Genomic DNA, 20,802 nt, shown 5'->3' with positions numbered 1-20,802 from the left:
AAGGAGTATACATTTGCGCCACTTCCCTCTCCGAAGGAGAAGAATCAGGGGACCCGCAGCAGAAACTTCGATCCAAACATAACCGGAAGATAAATCAGCAGATAGACGCCCAGCCAACCGAGATCCTTCTTCGTGCCCGGAAGAGTAAAGAAAGACGCCTTCTGCAGCGCCCGCGGATAATTCACCGTCACAGAAACCACCTGCTCCGAAACCTCCAGCCAGGCAGAGGGTTCCGGCGGAACACTTTTCCCGAATACGAGGTTAAACTCCGTTTCAGCAACATCACCGATCCGCAACGAAACCGGGAACGCGCCCTCCGCCGTTTCCGGCACTTGAATCAGCCACGTGAGTTTCTGCGGCGGCACCCCGTTTCTGAGATAGGCATTTAAACTGGCCAGCATGGTTTTCCGCACCTGCTCGCCCGCCGCCTGCACCTCCCAGGGCAGCTCCGGCATGGCACTGCCCTGCTGCCAGCCGACGCGGATCATTTCGAGTTCTGCACGAATCGGCGGCAGCGTCTGCACCGACTCTGAATCAAGTGTCAATGGCTCCGCCACCGCCAACGAAACCGGCTCCGCACATTCGCCATCCACTTCCGCCACGATACTCACCATACGCCCCGGAGACGCATTCCACGACGCCGGGTCCACCCGAGCGGGAAACCACATGAAAACCAGAATCATCGGACCGAGAATCAGCGCCAGCGGCACCATCGATGCTTTCAGAATCCGCGTTGTAACCGGTGCGGCCAACGCTTCCATTTTTTTGCGCCGTTCACTGTCGGCCGGCAGTCCGGCGGCGGCTTTACGCAAGCGGCCCGACCGTCGCTTTGCCACAAACAGACGATCATTGTCCGTCAGTAGTTTTTGTCCAAGGATTGGAAGCAGCCCGAACACCCCGGCAACCACCGCCACCGTTCCGACCATGCCCGCGCCGCGAACCAGCGGCCAGAGAAGCGCATCGAGAATTCCAAACAACGGATCGTGAAGCAGCCGCGGCGGAAGAAGGAAAACCAGAGCCAGCAGCCCCCCCCACAGAATCGCAGCCACCAGTCCCATCCGGTTTGCGGCGGCCTCTTTGCTTCCCGCCGGCGGCGGAGTTTCGCTCCGCGGAACATCCGTATGCTCAATCGGCTCCGCACCTGCGCGGTAAATACACCCGCGCTGGGCATCCACCGTAATCAACTCGCCCTGCTCCAGCAATTCCGTGGCACCGTCCAGCACCACCGCCGGCAGGCCCATTTCACGAGCAACCACCGCCCCGTGCGAAAGCGCTCCCCCGCGTTCCAGCACCAGACCGCCCGCTTTTGCGAACAGCGGAGTCCACGAAGGATCGGTCGACGGACAGACCAGAACCGCCCCCGCGGGAAAATGATGTCCGGCCTCGGGAGAGTGCACAATTTCAACAGATCCTTCAACCAGACCACTCGATACCGAATGCGCATCCAGAGTCGGTCCATCGGCTCGAACCGGTGCAGTTCCAAACTGTGGAATATCATCGGCCTCGATAACATGCGGCACCTGAATCCGCTGTTCCACGGCATATTCCAGTTTACGCTTCGCAACCTGATCCAGCGGGACAAAACCGGTTTCCAATGCCTGGAAAATTTCAGTCGGCTGGAGGAAAAAGATATCGTCCCCCAGCTGCAGCCGACGCCCGAATTCGAGTGCGGTTAAACGCAAAACACTGTAGGCCCGCATGAGGTAGAATTTACCGTCTTCGCGAAAGCGCAGGTAGCGCTGAACCACATCTGAAGCCGTTTTTATTTTATTAAAAACATCAGGTTCCAACTCGCGGTGCAAACGGTTCATGCATTCTTCCGCCGCCTGCGTGCGTTCACGATGCACCTGCTCCAGATCGATATCATCCAGCTGTGCGGCCAGCTGCACCACCTCATCCGGACGCTCGCGCCAGCGCGGCGATGCCAGGTCGAATTCGGCCGGCGCGCGGAAACCGTATTGCTCAATCCACGTTTCAGTATCGAGCCGTTTCAGATCCAGATTTCCGGCCATCGTCCGGTCCGGAACCGTACCGACGCAAAGCGTGGAAATCACTTCGTCGGGCTCTTCATTCCAGAGCTCCTCGTTGAGAATCTGACGCAGTTCCTCCATCGCCACCGCTTCAACCATACTCGGCAGAAACGCCATTGCCCCGAAATCATCCAGCACCGTTTCGGTCTGTTCGCGCCACAGCTGAATCAACTCTTCATTTCCAAACTCCGGAAGATTCAGCGCCTCCTGTTTTTCCGACCACGCCAGCACCTTCGGCACATAGTCCTCATCAAACTCCCGATCGAGTGTTTCGGTCCGTGTTTCAATTTTTGAAGCGGCTTTCCGCGCCAGCTTTGCCGCATCGCCGATGGCCCGCAGGCGGCCTTTCGGGAGGGTTGGCGGATTCTGGGCGGCATCGGGATCACGGCGCAGCAGCTCCGGGTCATAGGCAAACGGATAGTTGTCCGAAAACATCTCCGTCATCAGCGAGCAATCCATATAAATTTCACCGCCGATGCGGTCCAGGAAACTGCGATTCCGCACTGCGGCACCCGGCGAGAAACCGAGCCGTTCGTGCATGGTTCCAAATCCGCCGCGACCCGACATAAAATGCGAAATCAGGCTCCAGCTCAACGGTGTCGGATGCGGCAGCGTTTCCCCCAGATTATGACGCACCCAGAAACCGCCGCCGTTTTCCAGACGCTGGAAAAGATAATCCCGGGTTTCTTTCAGCAGCCGGTTATAGCAATCCGTTTCAGCCAGCGTGGTAATCGGCCGCGCCTGCAGCATCAGCACGACGCCCTCTTCCACAGCCCACTCAATATCCTGCGGTGCGCCGAAATGCGCTTCCGCGCGGCATCCGAGTTCCCGCAGTCGCGCGATCTGTTCAAACTTCAGGCAGGCCTGTTTCCGCAATGCTTCAGGAACAGCTTCTATCCCCGAACCGCCGGGATAGATCGCATATTTTTTTTCGGCAACATCGTATGACAGCACTCGATCAGCATCCGCGGAAACACAGATGACATCGGGCTGCACCTCGCCGGAAACCAGCATTTCACCCAGCCCCCACGTCGCCTCAATCAGCATGTTTTCGCGCGACCCATTCTGCGGATCAACAGTGAAAAGCACCCCCGCAACCTCGGCCGAAACCTGCTGCTGCACCACCACGGCCATGGCCACTTCATTCAAATCAATGCCGTACTCCGAAAGATAAACTTCCGTGCGGGAGGAGCGCACACTGCTCCAGCACTTCTCCACAGCGGCAATGACCTCTTCGGCCGTTTGCACATTCAAAAAGGTGTCATACTGACCGGCCATGGAGGCCCCGGCCATATCCTCGGCCGTGGCTGAAGAGCGCACCGCAAAACGCCGCCCGTTCAAACCGGCCAGAGCGGTCCGGATTTCATCAGCCAATGCGCTCGATACGAGGCCGTCGGCCGAGGTACGAAACGCATCGGCAGTGATCACAAAACCATCGGGAACCGGCAGACCGGCCTGCATCAGTTTGGCCAGATTGACCGCCTTTCCGCCGACCTGCTCCACATCGGTGGACTGAAAAAGCGGGAGAACGAATGCACTACGATCCTTCATAACAGCGAAGTCCCCCGGTTTCACTGCCCACATAAATCCGGCCGTCCTGAATCATCGGCGAACTGATTGAAAGCCCCTGCTCCCCCGGACGGGTTCGGTCGTTGATGTAGATTTTATCCAGCACCTCCCCGGTCTCAAGGGATAGGGTGGCCAGATAGCCATCGTGACTGACCGCATAAACCACATCGCCGGCAATCGACGCGCCGGCCAGCACCGGAGCCTGACCGCTGACGGCCGTTGACCAGACCGTATTGCCCGTCGACGGATCGAGGGCCATCACACGACCGGCTGCCACAGGGGCAATCAAATATTTTCCGGCTGCCACAGCACCGAGTACCGCATCAGGCATCGCGGTCGACCATCTGACTTTTCCGGTTTTCGCATCGAGAGCCATCACCACACCGGCGGGATCGGGATCGCGGAACACAAAATCACCGTTACCGCCGCCGACGATGACGATATCGTCCACCAGCGTTACCGCCCCTGTAATCGGATACGGCGTTTCGGTTCGCCAGATTTCGCGCGGCTGCCCCTCAAGCTCTTCCTCCACCCGCAGGGCCACAACCGCTTTTCCGTTAAATCCACTGCCGATGTACACCACGCCGTCTTTCACAATCGGAGAACTTTCCGGGTCGGCCACATCGTGCCGCCAAAGTTCTTTACCGTCTTCAATACGGATGGCCATCACATAGCCGGTGTGGCTGACCGGTTTATGCGTAGCCGGATCTTCAATGGCACCGGCTCCGACGTAAACCACCCCGTTTTCAATGGCCGGCGAACTTTCAATATGCAGTTCACTCTGCACAGTCCAGTGCACCTCCCCCTTTTCCGCATCGATGCAGATCAACCGACAGTTGGTGTCGGGGTGCAGGCCCTGGCCGATCAGCACATATTTTCCATCGGCCGTAACCGCAGGCGAACTGAAAAAACCCATCAGCTCTTCGCCTTCCACCTGATCAATCGACCAGATGGTCTCACCGGAACCCGCATTCACACAAAAGACAATGCCGTAACTGTCCGGCGGATCGAGCTCACACGAAGCCGAATAAATCCGGTCACCGAAAACGGCAGGACTCGAAAGCATCATGGCGGAATCGACCACTTCCACCGAGCCGTCATCATCCACCCAGCTCGGATAATAATCCCACACCAGTTTCAGCTCGCCCTCCGGCGCAGCCCCCCTTGCCCCGAGGCGGGCCGAGCCGCCCCGGAACATCACCGGTTCTTCAACACCGGCCGTTTGCAATGCAACCGACGGCCGGGGCTGAACCGATTTCAGTTCACCGCGGGCTCTGGCTTTAATGCTTTGGAGCGCCACTTCCGTCCAGTCGATATACACGGATCCGGTCTGTGCAGGGGAGCGGGTTGTTTCTGCGGCAACAGGCGCACCGCCATGAGACGGCCGGAATTTTACCGCAGCCCAAACTCCGCCGATCACCAGCAGAACCCCCAGCGGAATCAGCGGTTTTTCCTTACACGCTTTCAGCAGCGCCCGGGGCTTGAACAGCAGGGCAAAAAACGTGGCGATTCCCGCCGCCATAGCCGGCAACAGCGCCGCGCCTGCATTTACAAAAATCGGAACAACAGCAACATCACCAGGCAGCATCATCAGCATCCCCACGTTCAACCACAATCGATGCGCGTTCAGTTTGGATCAGCTCCACATCCTCATTGCGCACATGCCCGTCAGCGTATTCAACATTCACCGTATATTTTCCCGGCCGGCGCACGGCAAAACAGACCGTATCCGGACTGCTGCAGCCCGTGGCCGTATTACCGCCCAGATCTTTTCGGCAGACGGCATTTCCGGATTCATCCAGCAGACGAACCTTGGCCCCGACAACCCCTTTCGGTCCGAGTACCCGGACCGAGCAGAGCGCCACATGCAACAGACGCTGTTCATCTTTTGTCAGCAGCTCGCCTTCCACCCGCATCGACAGCGTATCGTTGATAATCAGAAAAACCTGCCCCGACTCGTTACCGATCAGCAGGTCCGGCGCGCCGTCATCATTGACATCGCCCACCGCAAGCGAACGCCCGCCCGAACCATGGGCCGGCCCTTTGAAAAGCGGTTTTTCATCCACATGCACTTTAGCATGCATATAGGACCCGTATCCCCGATTGATGATATACCGGTTTTCTTTCCGCTGATCGCAGACCGTGTAGATATCCATGTAGCCATCGACATTGAGATCGGCATAAACGGTCGCCAGATGATAATCGGACCCCTCACTGATTTCGTTACCGTACCGGGTAGTATCCGTTGGAACACCATCGCGGTTTTCGATAATCAGCCAGTCCTTTTCAATCGGCACCACCAGATCCATCCGATCCTGCCGATACGTCGGCATAAAAATACCGGCGCCGGTTTTTCCGACTTCATCCACGCCGGTACGGAAGGAAAAATCAATATCATGTTCCAACGATTGGAACCCGCCGTTTTCATCCTGTACCAGAAAGTGGCCCCGTCCTTCGGAATAGAACAGATCCGTGCGGGCATCACCGTTCCAGTCGCCGGCCACGATATAGCCGTTTCCAGTGTCTGGAAGTCCGGCGGAAAGCGCAGCAAATTCGCCGGCGCCGCCCGGATTCAGCAGGGCCTGCAATCCCCCGCCTTCATAACTGATCACCACGTCCGGAAACCCATCCCCGTTGAGCTCAACAAAGGATGCACTTTTCAGGGCGGCCGCATTTTCCACGTTCAGCCAATCCGTCTTTTCCAGCCGATAGGTCTGATCGAAAACACCTCTGTAAATGGTGGAGCCCAGCATCAGATCGGCGAGCCCGTCACAATCAACATCGGCCGCGGAACAGCTGACGGAAGCCGACGTGATGCCCAGCTTTTCAGTGGCATCGGAAAACTGCATCGGTTCCACCTGCAGAAACACACGGTCGCCCATCGGCGAACACGCCACAAGATCTTCCATGCCGTCTCCGTTCAGATCAAACATAGCCGCCCCTTCAACCGATCCCTGGAGCTGACTGATCAGCATGTCGGGTTTAAATTTCACGTAAGCTTTGCGCGGATAATAATCCGACCCCGCCGCCATATCTTTCAGCATTTGGATCAGCTCCCCGGTCATGCCGCAGTAAATGCCGGCCAGCGTATTGACCGCACGGCCTTCGGAATCCTTTTCCGATCCGTCAGAAACCCCGATCTGAAGCCGGCCGGGTTCCAGCACTTCACCGACAAAAAATTCATCGAAATACATACGGACCTGACGTTTGGATTTCCGGCGGCTCGGCTTTCCCGCAAAAACCGGAAATGCTTTCCCGACTTCAAAAACCCCGGCCGAAACCCGCTCAGCCACTTGACTTTTCATCACACCGGCGAACGTGATTTCGATCGATTCTTGCGGCTGATACGCCCCTTTGAGCACCTCCACCACAGCGCATGACAGCACCCCGGCATCGGCATCAATTTCATCGAGCCGCAGAACCAGCACATTATCATATTTCGTAAAGTAGACATCCGGCTGCAGCGCCGGGTTGATTACCGCCTGCACCGCACCGGTGCTGAGTAATGCGGCCAGACCGCATATAAAAATACGTTTACATTTCATGCTGTAAAATTCCTATTGAATGACATAGGTCGTGGTGTAAGTCGGACTGAAGCCCACGCCTTTTTTATAGGCCTTGACCGTCAGCTTCGTTGTTTTCGCCAATTTAATCGGCCGGGTGTAGGCCGGCGATTTCGCCGTCGGTTCTGTGCCATCCGTCGTATACCGGATTTTTGCCCCCGGGACTCTGGTTTTCACTTCAACCTCGATCGGCTCATCAAAAATAACCGCCACCGGGGTTTCAATCTGGTTATTGCCCTTGCCCACTTTGCGGATCGTTGTATTTTCCGGCGTCGTTTTCAGCTGAAAGGGTTCATATTCACCGAGCAGCTGATTCATGGAGGCCATCGCCTTCATCGTGAGCCCGTATTCCGACCGCTGGTCACCGCGCCCGTGATAATATGAATTGGGATCGGCCTTCATTTCCGCAATCAGATTCCGGGGGGAGGAAGAAGCACACTTTTTGCCGAACGTCACATTTTTCCAGGTTTTTGCGACATCTTCATCAAACAGGCCGATGCCGTCTTCTGCAAGATAGTCGAAATGCACACCGTCGAGCAGCACATCCCCAGCCAGTTGCAGCATCACCCCTTTTTCATCGTCCGCCCGCTCGCTGGCGCGACCCACTTCACGGCCCTGTCCATCGGTAAAATCATCCACCGATGTAATCGAGGTCACCACCAGCCTCGCCTTTTTCGGATTTTCGGAATAGACCCGAATCATCGAACCCAGCGCGGCATACAGCCCGGAACGCCCGGGCTTGTCATTCACGGCAAAACCAAGACACAGATACGCATCCTCCGTCAGCGGCCGCTCCGGAGAACCCGCCTGCAGCACACCGTTGCGATAGATATTCACATTATAAACCGCTTTTCGGTTATCGTTGATAAACGGAGCAAGACGGCCCCCTGATTGAATTTCAAGAATTCCGCCGTCATACACCTCGAACGCGCCCTTATTGGTTGCCCCGCTGAACCGGAAATCGCCGCTGATAATACATTTCCCGTGCTGCAGCATCACCTCGTCGCTCACGCCCACATTACTCAGAAACTCCACTGATTTGGTGCCGATTTTGCAAATCTGAAACTTGTGGGAAATCTGTGAATTACAGCATTTTTCCTTCGGCGGATTTTTTGAACAGTGCCGATATACCCGGCCGTCGCCCGGAAAAACCGACTCCTCGATATTAAAATAGGTATCCTTATCGCCGCGGATTGAAATGAAATGAATCCAGCCGTCTTCCTTCACATCCACATTGCCCCAGATCTCCAGCTCGTTGCGGTGCTTTCCCTTCAGCTCGGCATTTTTCTCAATCACCACATGACGGACCTGATTATTACGCGAACCCTTCACCACATAATATTTTTCAGCCCCGGGCAGCAGAATATCCGTATTCCGGTCCGGCGGTGCAGTCGCGGTTTTACCGTTTTCTTTCCAATTGGAGGCCTCGCTGATTTCACCGCTCGTTCCGGGATTCGCCCAGACCAGCTGTCGGCCCGCCTCCCACGTTTCCACTTTCCACAGCGGTTCCGCCGCCATCACCCCCGACAGTCCTCCCAGACCAACCAGCACACCCAATAACATACCCAGTTTCATGATTTCCAATTCCTCGCCTGTTTTATGTCTCCATACTTCACAAAAGAAACCGCATTTAGGCACTATACATTGGATAATTCTCAAGACAACCCGATCCGAAAAATACGACCGAATCTATCCTGTTGAGGGAGAAGAGGATGCCCGGACAAAAAAAGAACAAAAAAAAACTTCCAGTAAATCCCGGACGATTGATCAGCAACCGTGTAACGGCACTCGAACTCGAAAAGGGCTCTGGCAAATGCGTTCTGATGCGGAAAGTACGAGAGCAACGCACCGTCAGACAGCGGCACCTATTCGGTCGCCTGCAAAAAGATCGTTGCACAGGCCTGTATACAATGCCGAATAACCAGACCTGAAGCGGGATAGCCTGCTGACCTCCAGACAGGACGCCGAACGAAAAACAGCTAAGCAGTCATTCTTTTATCTCTTTATACAGCATCCCGGGCTGCATTATACGGCGATTATCCCGGTATCATTACGTACAGGGGCTCATTCCGGATCGGCTCGGTTTCCGCCAACGGTCACGCCCAAAAAGCTCCTGAGTCCGAACGCAGAACGAAGGATTTATTCAGGAGCCTCTAATGTGTTCCCGATCAACCCTGAAGAATACGGCAGTTATCAACTCAGGTGACCGGCATCGATCAGGAAATATTCGACGACATTGTCACGCAGGCGATAAAGCATAAGCTCATCGATGGCAAAACACTCTACACCGATTCAACTCATCTGAAGGCCAATGCCAATAAAATCAAATTCACGAAAAAGCAGGTGAGCGAATCGGTCAGATCCTATACCGAACAACTCGATGCCCTCGGCGTGGATTCCGGCTACAACACCGCCGCCATCTGCAAAGGACTTTCTGAGCGCCGCATCTACGGCGTCATGCCCTGTAAACGCCCCATGGGCAAACCCGGCATACTCAAAAAGCGCGACTTCACCTACGACGAACATTACGATGGCTACCTCTGCCCCGAAGGGAAGGTACTTAGCTACTCCACCACCAACTGCGAAGGTCACCACGAATATAAATCCGATCCTCCATCTGCGCGAACTGCCCCCGGCTGAAGGAATGCACCACCAGCCGCGCCCATCAGTAAGTGATCACCCGCCACATCTGGGAAAAGCATAAAGAAGCCGTCAACGACCACCGCTATGCGCGCTTCCGGGGAATAGATAAGGTTCAGAAACAATGCCTCATGGCGGCTTGCGCCCAGAACATCAAAAAAATCGCCCTGCTCCTGGACCGGGAAGGACGCAAACGGTTGCGGGCACATATATCCGGCCTCATAAACCGCCTGTGTCCCCGCCTGAATGCCCTTGAACGGCCCTTATTCCAGTGGCCGGAAAATCCGCGTGCAACATCAGAAGTATTCTGCTGAATCCGAAAATAGAAGAACCCCGCCAAAATGACGGGGTTTATCAACAGTCTGAGGGCGTTCAAATGAACGCCCTTTTTATTTTCGATGTTGGAAAAATCACATCATGAAACGACGGCGGATAAACAGCACGGAACCACCGAAAAAAGCCACCATGCCCAGCGTGGCCGGTTCCGGAATGGCAACGAGACTGATATTTTCAATGGTTGCACCGACATTGCCCGCATCACCATTAGAGTTAATCGTGAAGCGCACACCAATGTAGTCATAGTCACTTAAATCAGTCAGTCCATTGATGGCTACGCTGTTAGTTGAATTCACCGAAAACGTTGTCCCTGCAGCCGAGGTCGCCTGACGAATGGAAGGATATGCATTTCCTGACGAGTGAACCCACGGAACATCACCGTCCAAAAAGTCATATGCCATAGATGTATTTCCGGCAATGTTCGCTCCTGCAATAACGCTATTATAGAAATTAATCCCGGAAAACATCTTATCAGCAGCATCCGGCGTCTGCCCGACAGTCCAGCCCACCAGCTGATAATCAACGCTCAACGAAGCATTCGAAGTCGCCGTTGCAGCCGGTGTCCAGTCAAAACTAAGCACCAGATCGGATCCTGCATTGGCCCCGACCGAAATTACCTGCATCACACCAAAAGCATTGGCTCCGTCGGAATCCCAGTTTGGCACACTTGATTCCAAACCACCGCCAGCACTTTGCTTCCAGTATTCCTTGGCCCCCCAACCGGTATCGGTCAGAGAAAAAGCGTGGTCATTGTTATTGTGATCGGTGAACGTGTTGTTCAACAGATTGGCCTGTGCCAGCCCGGCAACAGCAAGCGCTATTGTAATTACTGCATTTTGCTTCATTTTGCCCTTCCTTTTTTAATCTTCATTTACAGAGCTTCTCCAGCTCTAGTTTCTGTTCTATCTTCCCTGTGCACATCGGAATATATGTACCCGCGTATTAAATATGCGTTTATTCACATCTTTCCCCTCATGGTCGCGACAGATTTAACCTGAAAAACAGTTCAGATTTATCTCCGCCGCCGAATCCTCCGAAAAGCCGTCCTGAATTATTGAACATCAAACCGGAGGTATAAAACTCCGTAATAACCTGCTCCGGATTCGCGTGATCCAGATTGTACAGGGAGATTTTAAGTATCCATTCATCGGAAGTTTCCCTGACAATCATAGCCATGGTTAAGCGCATACCTGCACTGTTGGTATCCGAGTGCTTCCGATCAATTCCGAACTATGCTCCCGGTATTCTGCCGGATGTTCCATCTCCGGAAGTATATTCCGGATGAGCATTCCAGCTGCCCCAGTTCCTATACAGATTGATGCAGTAATCGGTACTGTAGCGGCAAACTGAAGCATTCAGCCGAATCCCGGAAGCATGGACATCGTTGGTATTGAAAAAAGAAACATTCAGAAAACATCCGGAGTCAGTCACCCCAGTTAAATGGGTCCGTAGAGCTCTTTTCAACAGTACGGCAAAAAGCCTATATTTCAGGGAGCCCCGCGTGAGCAGAGCTCCCCATTCATGAATGGTTGATCAGTACAAATTAATCAACAGAGATACGGATAAATTTCTTCGCAGCTTCCGTTCCTACATTGTTTGTATACGCATGCATAATGCCGTCATCGAATGATACCGTATTGGTATAAATGGACTCCCAGTCTCCAATAATCAGATCATCGCGGGTCTGAATGTGAACCGTTACTTTTTCATCACCCACCAGCTCATACGCATAATTTCCAGTTTTCACATCCAGGACTGGCCGTGTACCAACATCGGCAGCATTGGTCGGATTGCCTCCAAACACCCATTCGCTGTAGTTGTTCAGGTCATCACCGTCTTCATCGGCATTCTGCCCCCCGATCAACGCATACGCATCCGACCAATCTTGATAAAGCGACCCCGAACGTCCCCGAACACTGAACGAATTAATATCGAAGCCGTATCCGAACTGAGCCTCAGGGCCGGTGCGCTTCAACCATATTCCGACGGCCTGTATATCATCCAAAACAGCTGACGTTGCGACGCCTACGGTCGCAGTACCGTTTACCAGCGGTGAAAACTCATACCATGTTGCTGCCGCAACATTCCCGATCGTATAGTCACCAAATGCGTCCCAATCGCTTCCGGTCCGGTCCGGAACCACCTGCTCTTCAGAAGCATACCACTCTCCGTCTGCCCCCTGAAAAATGAAACGGAAAATACTGTGATCCGAAACATAGATATCTGATGTCCGTATGCCTGCGCCAAGAGATTCCAACTTCGAGGGATCCGTGAGAAATTCCTCCCAAACAACCATCGCTTCAAAGTTGGTTGAGTGTGCAGCAGAATTTCCGCCATGATTCACCGAGATATAGTCCACATTGTCACCCGGATTCCACTCATCAACGTCGCGGACTTCCATATCTCCCCAGTTCCAGTTCAGCGTAAAATTGAAGTTTGGAGAACGGCCGGCTCTATTCGGATAATATGCACTGTTGGTCGGACTGGATTCAGTACCCGCAACATAGGTTTTATTATTGAAACCTCTAAGCGGCATTCTCCAGCGTGTCACTTCGGGCGAAAGATTAATGTTGGTATCAGAACCGTTGATGATATCCGTCCCCCCCCACAAAACAAAGTTTTCAGGAGCCTTAAAGGCCTCGAACGTCAACTTATGAATCGTACGGTTATGCATCAATCCATTGCTGTCCGACTGCCCGTTTCCGAATCCCCCGAACATCTGAGTCGCGTCATACAGGTTGGTATGCGTTACCCCAATCCACGATGCTTCAATGAGGGCAACATCCGGAGCCTCACTGTCCAAATTGAATAACTGCGCTTTTATGGCCCAATCATTCACATTGGCTCCCCGCGTAACCGTAAGAGTAATTCTCAGCATATCACTGATATAGTCCCCGTCACCCACACTGATACCCACAAGGTCACTGGCGACCGCTCCGGACTCATACGTCGGGGGCCACGGCTTAGCCGATGTACCGTCCCAGCCGAAATCCTCCCAAGAGGTTTCATACATACGGAATTTGTAACCGGTACCGCCATTACGAACCAGTCCAGCCTCAATATTTTCCGCTCCGTTGGTACTCCCGCCATACAGACTGGCATTGATAATCGGTTTCCCTTGCGTAGCCGTTTTAAAACCCTGAGCCGGATCATAATATCCGTCATCTGCCGGCCCCAGTCCGTTGGTCACGAAATTATCGTTATAGCCTTCGCCAAACGTAAAATCGATCGAGGTTTGATATTTGTCATAAATAGCGACATCGACCCCGTCACTTCCATAAATACCGATAACATATCCCATACCTGTGCGATTGGAAACAACATGCCCCCCTACAGTCCCGGCATTTGAATCTACCGGAACATCTGCACTGGTAACCCAGCTCTGCTGGCCATTAAGTACGCCATTTGTGTATCCCTCACCCGCCGTAAAATTCACCACTACAGCTTGTGCTGCAATTCCTGTCAGCACCAAAGCTCCCAGTACTGCATATCTTTTTTTTATTATGCCGCTCTTCATCTTATTTACCTCCCGATTCTTATCGGATCGCTCCATGCATTAACGTCTCCCCGGGCATCTCCGTTTACAATCAGTTCCCGCGAGCTACCCACTTCCGATGGTCGAAATAAACAGAGAACGATTACTGCGAATACTGGTAATCGCATCTTTAATATTAGATATTTTCCAAAACCCTTGATTTTATTCCTATACGATTTTATAGGTTATTAATGAGTAAGAAGATTTGGCAGGTGGGCCTCCTCATCATAGCAAACTCGGCCTGGGGACGTGATACCATTGAAGGAGTCATGTCTTATGAGCGCGAGGTAGGCCCTTGGCAACTCCGCATGAAACCAGGTCTTCCGCTCAATATTGATGCCGTTAACGAAGGAGTTGCTTGTGACGGCTATATTGCGCAGGTCTGTACCCAGGAGCTTGCCGAGCAACTCGTCGCCACAGGAAAACCAGTCATTAATATTGCGGATTCAAAGGTTGAGGGCTTTTCCGCTCCAAACCTGAGAACCGATGACCGGATTGGTGTTCAACTCGCTGTCGACCACTATATTCAGCGGGGATTCCGGAATATGGCATTTGTTGGACCAACCATTTACGCCAACGCAATTGAATATGCCGATCACTTCGAGAACGTTTTAAAGGAACGGGGGCTGACCGCCTGTCCCAAATTTGAATATGACGGGACAGACCGTGAACTGTTCATTCCGCTTACCAAGTGGCTTCACGCCTTACCCAAACCCATCGGGATTGTCTCCTGGGGCCATGGCTATGCTCGATCAATAGTGGATGCCTGCATGCTTGCCGATATTCCCGTACCGCATGATGTGGCCATTCTTGCAGCCAATAACGATGATTTTCTCTGCAACGCCTGCTACCCGTCTCTATCGGGAGTGTTATCGCCCATGAAACAAGTCGGTTATCACGCGGCAAAACTGCTGGACCGAATGATGAATGGTGAAACAGTCCCTAACGACATTCTCTTTTTTCCTCCGGTCGGTGTAAAGGAACGCCTATCCACCGACACGCTCGCGGTGGAAGATGATCGGCTCCGCAAGGTAATCGGCTTTATGAAAGAACATGCATATGAGTCGATCACCATTAATGATGTATTGAAAGCAGTACCTATGGCACGCAGTTCACTCGAACATCAGTTCAAAAAAACATTCGGCCGCACCCCCGCAGAGGAAATCCGGAGACTACGTATTAACCGAGCAAGAAAACTTCTAGCAGAAACCGACCTCTCCATGCAGGAAATCGCCGAAGCCTGCGGTTTGTCATCCTATAATTATCTCAGTTTTGCTTTCAGAAAAGCTACCGGGATGTCCCCCCGCGATTACCGAAAAAACCACGGTAAGCATTAAGACAAATCCTGCCGGGATGAGACTCACCACAAAAAAGGTCAGCCGGAAAGGGCTGACCTTGAAGTTGGTGGGCTCAGAGGGACTTGAACCCCCGACCAAGAGATTATGAGTCTCCTGCTCTGACCGACTGAGCTATGAGCCCTTAACGCATAAAAAGCGGTCGGTATTCATACCGGAACCGATACCGGTAACGCAAGGCGACTTTCGTGCTTTTGTTCTTCCAAGGACCGGAAACCAAAAAAAGCGGCCGACAGGCCGCTTTTAAAAAGTTTTCAAAATGAATTAGTAATTGTTCCCCGGATTCATCGCTGCGGCAGCAGCAGCCGAGAAACCTTCTCGATTCGGTTTGAATTTACCGATCACGTTACCATCGCGATCAAACAGGGTTTTCGGCCCCAGTTCACGAATAAAGGCAATTCCCTTGTCTTTGATGTGGCGGCCGGAGCGGGCATCAATGACCGCTCCATCCTTATCGGCAATGACTACCAAATAGGTTTCATAAGTTCCGCCCACATTGACATTTCCGCTGGTACGCGGCAGCGAATACATTTTGCTCTCAAACTCGAAGGAATTATCATTTTTTGAATCAAAATGGTGCTCCTGCTTAATCACATCAATCACTCCGTAATACCCCGTCTGGAGTTGCTTGCCGATCACATACAACTCTGCCGTAACCGGATCTGCGGAATTTGATCCTCCGGATTTGCGCACCTTCACTCGCAGTTGCACTTTTTCGACCTTCACTTCTCCGTCCATGCCGGCACCCATTTTTTCCATGCGTGTTTTACTCGAAACATCGATATCCACCCGCATTGGAAATTTTGATTCTGCTAATGATGTCGAAACTGCTGCCAGTGCGGTGAATCCCAGTACTGCCCACTTTTTCATCGTAATCCTCCGTTTAAGATTTTAATCCTTATAAAACAATGCTCTTTATTCGGCAATCTTAATTCCTTCTTCATCCTCGTGCTGTGCCACCGGCTTCGGCGGAAGCCAGACTTTAACTCTTTTTTCCTGAACTCCCCAGGCGCGCGCAAACCAGTGATTCGGCCGGTACAGATCAATATGATGCCCTTTAACCGCCCCGCCCGTATCCTCCACTACGCCGTAACCATAGCCCGGCACATACATCACCGTTCCGTACGGATAAACTGAAATATCCGCTGCAAGGGTTCCCGGCCGTGCAGTTTTGCCTGAAGAGGTGATCCCGATATGCTTCAGGCGAAAACTGAAGGGACCGGTTTTCTGAAAAGGAATAAACAGAAACCAGTGGTAGGAGCAGCATTTCCGGCAATGACAGTACGACGTCGTTTTCATTTCCACCTCGATGGGCTGAACCCCTTCCGGCGGCCGCGGAAATTTCGGAAAATAAAACCGGCCCTCCAATAGAAACCAGTAAACCGCCAGTCCAACACAGAGCAATTTCCAATGTCTGGAAAAAAGACGGCGCACCGACTTTGCATGTTTTCGTTTACGCCCCATTGCTCAACATCAAATCCTGTTCATCCTCCGCCCGTCGCACCCCGCGACAATAACCTGAATGCAACCACGCACAAAAAAATCAAACCGTACACCCCATTTTCACTAAACAGATTAAAGTATTGTAAATATCCTGATCCGTAAGTAAAGCACGCCCCGCCCCCGGAACTGTTTTCCTCTTCGGCCGCTTTTATCATCCATTCACATTTAAAGGGTGTGATTGAGCGCCTCCGATCAAGGAACCGCTTTGGACCGCAGATGGAAAATTGGGCGATCCGCTTGAAGGGGCCGGGGTGAATTGCTAGGTTTTGTGGGTTATTAGTCAATTTATATCCATATCTTGTGGTTTCAGAGGAATTTAGGCCTATGGCTGCCAAAAAAAAGATCGAATACACTGAAGACAAAATCAAGACGCTGTCGTCGCTGGAGCACATCCGTCTGCGTACGGGCATGTATATCGGCCGTACAGGCAGCGGTGCGCATTATGATGACGGGATCTACATTCTTGTTAAAGAGGTGATCGATAACGGCATTGATGAATTCATTATGGGGCACGGCGACCGGATCGATGTTTCGATTGAAGACGATATGGTAACGATCCGCGATTTCGGACGCGGCATTCCGCTGGGCAAGGTGGTCGACTGTGTTTCGAAAATCAATACGGGGGCCAAATATAACGACGATGTTTTTCAGTTTTCGGTCGGACTGAACGGGGTCGGAACAAAAGCGGTGAATGCGCTCTCGACCTATTTTCTGGTCCGTTCGCATCGCGATGGAAAATTTGTCGAGGCGGAATTTGCACTGGGCAATCTGGTGCGCGAAGAAAAGGGCAAAACCACAGAGCCGAACGGCACATTTGTGGCCTTTTCGCCGGATCCCGACATCTTTAAAAACTATAAATTCAACTCGGATCATCTGGCTCGGCGCCTGCGTTTTTATGCCTATCTGAATCCCAAACTGAAAATCTGGTTCAACGGCGAGCTATATCATTGCAAAGGCGGCCTGCTCGACCTGATCCGCGATGAAAGCCAGTATGAAAAAATCTACCCGCCGTTCCACTACTCGGATAAAACGCTGGAATTCGCCTTCACCCACACCAACCGTTTTTCCGAAGAATATTATTCCTTTGTCAACGGCCAGTTCACGTCCGACGGCGGCACCCATCTTTCCGCATTCCGGGAAGGCCTGCTGCGCGGCATTAATGACTTCGCCAGCAAAAAGTTCTCCGGCGATGATGTGCGCGAAGGGGTGCTCGGTGCGGTAGCCATCCGCCTGAAAGAACCGATTTTCGAAAGCCAGACGAAAAACAAGCTGGGTAATTCCGAAATCCGCTCCGACCTGGTGGCTCAGATTTCGCAGGCGGTTTCCGACAGTCTGCACCGCAATACAGCCGAAGCGAAAAAACTGATCGGAAAAATTGAAGAAACGCAGAAGCTGCGTAAAGAACTCAACTCCGTCAAAAAACTCGCGCGCGAGCGCTCCAAATCGGTTTCCATCCGCATCCCGCAGCTCAAAGACTGTAAACACAACTACAACCGGGAAAAAAATAAGGGACTGGAATCCCAGATTTTCATTACCGAGGGTCAGTCGGCCGCCGGATCGCTGGTTTCCTGCCGCGATGCCAACCACCAGGCGATTTTCACGCTGAAAGGCAAGCCGCTTAATGTCTGCGATCTGAAGCGCGATGCGCTCTATAAAAATGTGGAAATCTACAACCTGATGCGGGCCCTCAATATTGAAGAAAATATTGATAACCTGCGTTACAACCACGTCATCCTTGCCACCGACGCCGACGTTGACGGCCTGCACATCCGCAACCTGATGATTACCTTCTTTCTTCGGTTCTTTGAATCGCTCGTCCGGGAAGGCCACCTTAAAATTCTGGAAACGCCGCTTTTCCGAGTACGGAACAAAAAGAAAACGCTCTACTGTTATTCCGAAGAGGAGCGTGTCCAGGCATTGGAAGAACTGGGGCGCGGCGCAGAGATCACACGATTTAAAGGACTCGGCGAAATTTCGCCGGGCGAGTTCAAGGACTTTATCGGCGAGAAAACCATCCGGCTGACCCAGGTCTCGATCGACGGCGATCACTCCGTCTCTGAAGTGATTAATTTCTACATGGGCAAAAATACGCCGGAACGGCGGGAGTACATCATGGACAATCTCGTCATTGATGCTGAAATGATGTAAGGAAAGTTTAGAACATGGCACGAAAGAAAAAAGACGAAGAGCCGGAACTGTTTGAAGAACCTCAGAATAACGGGACGATTCCAGACCCTGGAAACGAGGAAACTCCGGCACCGGACACCGCAAGCGAGACCGAGGAATTTACGCCCCTGCATGATGAGCACGGCCCACTGAAAAGTCTGGTGGATTTCAACTTCCTCCAGTATGCCTCGTATGTAATTTGCGACCGGGCGATTCCGGCACTGGAGGACGGCCTCAAACCGGTGCAGCGCCGCATCCTCCATGCGCTGAAAGAGAAAGATGACGGACGCTTTATCAAAGTGGCTAACATTGTCGGCCACACGATGCAGTACCACCCGCATGGCGACGCCTCCATCGCCGATGCGCTGGTGACGCTGACCAACAAACGGTATCTGATTGAGGGCCAGGGGAACTTCGGCAATCTGTTCACCGGCGACCGAGCGGCGGCTTCGCGTTATATTGAGTGCCGCCTGACCCCCCTCGCCCGCAACGAAATTTTCAACAAGGAATTGACGGAGTGGATTGCCAGCTATGACGGCCGCAACAAGGAACCGGTCACGCTGCCGTGTAAACTTCCTCTGATGCTCATGCTCGGCGCGGACGGTATTGCCGTCGGCCTTTCCACCAGCATTCTTCCGCATAACTTTATCGAGCTGCTCGAAGCACAGATTGAGATTCTCCGGGAAAAAAAGCGTTCACCGGTTGAGCTGAACCTGCTGCCGGATTTTCAGACCGGCGGTCTGATGGATGTTTCCGAATACAATAAAGGCAACGGTAAGGTTAAGCTGCGGGCCAAAATTGAACCCCGAAAAAACAACCGCGTGGTCATTACCGCACTGCCGCACGGCGTTACAACCGAATCGCTGACGAACTCTATTGAAGATGCCGTGAAAAAGAAAAAAGTTCCGGTTCGGGCCATCGACGATTTTACGGCAGAGAAAGTCGAAATCGAGCTCACGCTGACTCAGGGTGCATCGCAGGAAAAAGCGATCGAAACCCTTTATGCGTTCACTAAATGCGAGACCTCCGTTTCCAGCCGCCTGATCTGCCTGCGCAACAACCGGCCGGTGGAAATGAATGTGGATGAAGTGCTGCGCGAAAATGTTCAGCAATTGCTCCGGATTCTGGATGGCGAGCTGAAACTGAAGCAGGCCAAACTGCTTGATGATTTCCACAACAAGACCCTCGTGCAGATCTTTGTTGAAAACCGTATTTATAAAAAAATTGAACAGTGCAGAACATATGAAGCGGTTTATAAAGCAATCTACAAAGGACTCGACCCGTTCAAAAATCAGCTTAAACGGGCAATTGTTGATGACGATATTGAGATGTTGCTGGGGGTACGAATCAAGCGCATCTCCTTATTCGACATCGAGAAGAACCGCAAGGATATTGAAGCGATTCTGGCCGAGCTGGATCAGGTGGAAAAAGACCTCAAAGGCCTCAATGGATACACCATCCGCTATATCAAACGTTTGATCAAAGAGTACAAAGATCAATACCCGCGCCGCACCGAATCCACCAGCTTCAAAGAGGCGGATGTACGCGAACTGACGGCCTCGGAGCTGTCGATCAAACAGGATGAAAACGGCTATATCGGAACCAACGTGAAAGGAGAGGAAATTCTGCAGTGCTCCTCACTCGACAAATTGCTGATTATTCTGAAAAACGGGCAGTACAAGGTCATTCAACCTCCGGAAAAAATCTTTGTCGACGGCAACCTTGAACGCGTTGAAATCTATGATCGCGATAAACAGTATACCTGCGTCTATACCGACGCCCGGATCACCTACCTGAAGCGCTTCAAAATCGGCGGAGCCATCATGAACCGCGAGTACTACATGAGCCTGGGTGAAAAATCGAAACTGAAACTGCTGGTTGACGGCACTCCGGAGTCCATTTACGTGAAGTATAATCCGGCCAAAGGTCAGCGCATCCACCAGCAGAAATTCACCCCGTCCGATATCGCGGTGAAAAGTGTGAAAAGCCGCGGCAACCGTATGACGACGAAAAGCATTAAATATATCGGAACCGAGCCGGGACGATGGTGGGATCCGGACGATGCCGGCGCCATGCCGGAAGGGGTTTTGCTCTAGGCCGATTAT

General features: G+C 52.6%; 12 protein-coding genes and 1 tRNA gene. 4 read left to right on the top strand and 9 right to left on the bottom strand.

The genetic code is table 11. The annotated features are described in order from the left end of the window. Window positions 1-44: 44 nt before the first annotated feature. From P9H32_RS11730 to P9H32_RS11715, 4 genes are read right to left on the bottom strand one after another with little or no spacing between them, the layout of a single operon-like run. Window positions 45-3,581 (bottom strand): PEP/pyruvate-binding domain-containing protein, encoded by a 3,537-nt coding sequence (locus tag P9H32_RS11730; RefSeq protein WP_322609084.1) that lies wholly within the window; start codon window positions 3,579-3,581, stop codon window positions 45-47. Next, complete coding sequence (locus P9H32_RS11725; RefSeq protein ID WP_322609083.1) at window positions 3,568-5,190, bottom strand: outer membrane protein assembly factor BamB family protein; 1,623 nt, start codon at window positions 5,188-5,190, stop codon at window positions 3,568-3,570. The genes P9H32_RS11730 and P9H32_RS11725 overlap by 14 nt, the downstream gene beginning before the upstream one ends. Then, entirely contained in the window at window positions 5,174-7,144 is a 1,971-nt protein-coding gene (locus P9H32_RS11720; protein WP_322609082.1) for an FG-GAP repeat domain-containing protein, read from the bottom strand. The genes P9H32_RS11725 and P9H32_RS11720 overlap by 17 nt, the downstream gene beginning before the upstream one ends. 12 nt (window positions 7,145-7,156) lie before the next feature. Then, on the bottom strand, window positions 7,157-8,737 hold the full coding sequence (locus tag P9H32_RS11715) for a chitobiase/beta-hexosaminidase C-terminal domain-containing protein (RefSeq protein ID WP_322609081.1): 1,581 nt from the start codon (window positions 8,735-8,737) through the stop codon (window positions 7,157-7,159). 627 nt (window positions 8,738-9,364) lie between these two features. Between P9H32_RS11715 and P9H32_RS11710 the strand changes: the two genes are divergently transcribed. After that, window positions 9,365-9,802 carry a hypothetical protein gene (locus tag P9H32_RS11710; protein ID WP_322609080.1) on the top strand — a complete coding sequence of 146 codons (438 nt, stop codon included), beginning with the start codon at window positions 9,365-9,367 and terminating at the stop codon, window positions 9,800-9,802. A gap of 410 nt (window positions 9,803-10,212) precedes the next feature. On the opposite strand, the gene P9H32_RS11705 is transcribed toward P9H32_RS11710, so the two are convergent. After that, the gene (locus tag P9H32_RS11705; protein WP_322609079.1) at window positions 10,213-10,983 is read right to left on the bottom strand and encodes a hypothetical protein; all 771 of its coding nucleotides are present in this window, start codon (window positions 10,981-10,983) and stop codon (window positions 10,213-10,215) included. Window positions 10,984-11,681: 698 nt separating this feature from the next. Further along, the gene (locus tag P9H32_RS11700) at window positions 11,682-13,655 is read right to left on the bottom strand and encodes a hypothetical protein (RefSeq protein WP_322609078.1); all 1,974 of its coding nucleotides are present in this window, start codon (window positions 13,653-13,655) and stop codon (window positions 11,682-11,684) included. 209 nt (window positions 13,656-13,864) lie between these two features. Here P9H32_RS11700 and P9H32_RS11695 point away from each other — a divergent pair, with 209 nt between their 5' ends. Further along, entirely contained in the window at window positions 13,865-15,010 is a 1,146-nt protein-coding gene (locus P9H32_RS11695) for an AraC family transcriptional regulator (RefSeq protein ID WP_322609077.1), read from the top strand. A gap of 65 nt (window positions 15,011-15,075) precedes the next feature. Here P9H32_RS11695 and P9H32_RS11690 read toward each other — a convergent pair. From P9H32_RS11690 to P9H32_RS11680, 3 genes are all read right to left on the bottom strand, one after another. Then, window positions 15,076-15,152 (bottom strand) — tRNA-Ile (locus P9H32_RS11690). Between the two features lie 140 nt (window positions 15,153-15,292). Beyond that, window positions 15,293-15,898 (bottom strand): hypothetical protein, encoded by a 606-nt coding sequence (locus P9H32_RS11685; protein ID WP_322609076.1) that lies wholly within the window; start codon window positions 15,896-15,898, stop codon window positions 15,293-15,295. 45 nt (window positions 15,899-15,943) lie between these two features. Next, window positions 15,944-16,492, bottom strand: a complete 549-nt coding sequence (locus P9H32_RS11680) for a 3D domain-containing protein (RefSeq protein ID WP_322609075.1) — start codon at window positions 16,490-16,492, stop codon at window positions 15,944-15,946. A 363-nt stretch (window positions 16,493-16,855) separates the two neighbouring features. Here P9H32_RS11680 and P9H32_RS11675 point away from each other — a divergent pair, with 363 nt between their 5' ends. Then, a complete protein-coding gene (locus P9H32_RS11675; RefSeq protein ID WP_322609074.1) occupies window positions 16,856-18,679 on the top strand; it encodes a DNA topoisomerase IV subunit B in 1,824 nt (607 codons plus the stop codon). Window positions 18,680-18,693: 14 nt separating this feature from the next. After that, window positions 18,694-20,793, top strand: a complete 2,100-nt coding sequence (locus tag P9H32_RS11670; RefSeq protein WP_322609073.1) for a DNA topoisomerase IV subunit A — start codon at window positions 18,694-18,696, stop codon at window positions 20,791-20,793. Window positions 20,794-20,802: the final 9 nt, after the last annotated feature.

It is taken from the genome of Pontiella agarivorans, assembly GCF_034531395.1.
GTDB classification, from domain to species: domain Bacteria; phylum Verrucomicrobiota; class Kiritimatiellia; order Kiritimatiellales; family Pontiellaceae; genus Pontiella; species Pontiella agarivorans.
The sequence above is the reverse complement of the archived record's forward strand: the minus strand, read 5'-3'. Positions and strand labels throughout refer to the sequence as shown.

Bases quoted from the DNA above. Each gene is read 5' to 3' on its own strand.
- P9H32_RS11705 (WP_322609079.1), bottom strand. From the start codon at position 10,983: ATGAAGCAAAATGCAGTAATTACAATAGCGCTTGCTGTTGCCGGGCTG.
- P9H32_RS11720 (WP_322609082.1), bottom strand. From the start codon at position 7,144: ATGAAATGTAAACGTATTTTTATATGCGGTCTGGCCGCATTACTCAGC.
- P9H32_RS11700 (WP_322609078.1), bottom strand. From the start codon at position 13,655: ATGAAGAGCGGCATAATAAAAAAAAGATATGCAGTACTGGGAGCTTTG.
- P9H32_RS11695 (WP_322609077.1), top strand. From the start codon at position 13,865: ATGAGTAAGAAGATTTGGCAGGTGGGCCTCCTCATCATAGCAAACTCG.
- P9H32_RS11670 (WP_322609073.1), top strand. From the start codon at position 18,694: ATGGCACGAAAGAAAAAAGACGAAGAGCCGGAACTGTTTGAAGAACCT.
- P9H32_RS11715 (WP_322609081.1), bottom strand. From the start codon at position 8,737: ATGAAACTGGGTATGTTATTGGGTGTGCTGGTTGGTCTGGGAGGACTG.
- P9H32_RS11675 (WP_322609074.1), top strand. From the start codon at position 16,856: ATGGCTGCCAAAAAAAAGATCGAATACACTGAAGACAAAATCAAGACG.
- P9H32_RS11685 (WP_322609076.1), bottom strand. From the start codon at position 15,898: ATGAAAAAGTGGGCAGTACTGGGATTCACCGCACTGGCAGCAGTTTCG.
- P9H32_RS11725 (WP_322609083.1), bottom strand. From the start codon at position 5,190: ATGATGCTGCCTGGTGATGTTGCTGTTGTTCCGATTTTTGTAAATGCA.
- P9H32_RS11730 (WP_322609084.1), bottom strand. From the start codon at position 3,581: ATGAAGGATCGTAGTGCATTCGTTCTCCCGCTTTTTCAGTCCACCGAT.
- P9H32_RS11680 (WP_322609075.1), bottom strand. From the start codon at position 16,492: ATGGGGCGTAAACGAAAACATGCAAAGTCGGTGCGCCGTCTTTTTTCC.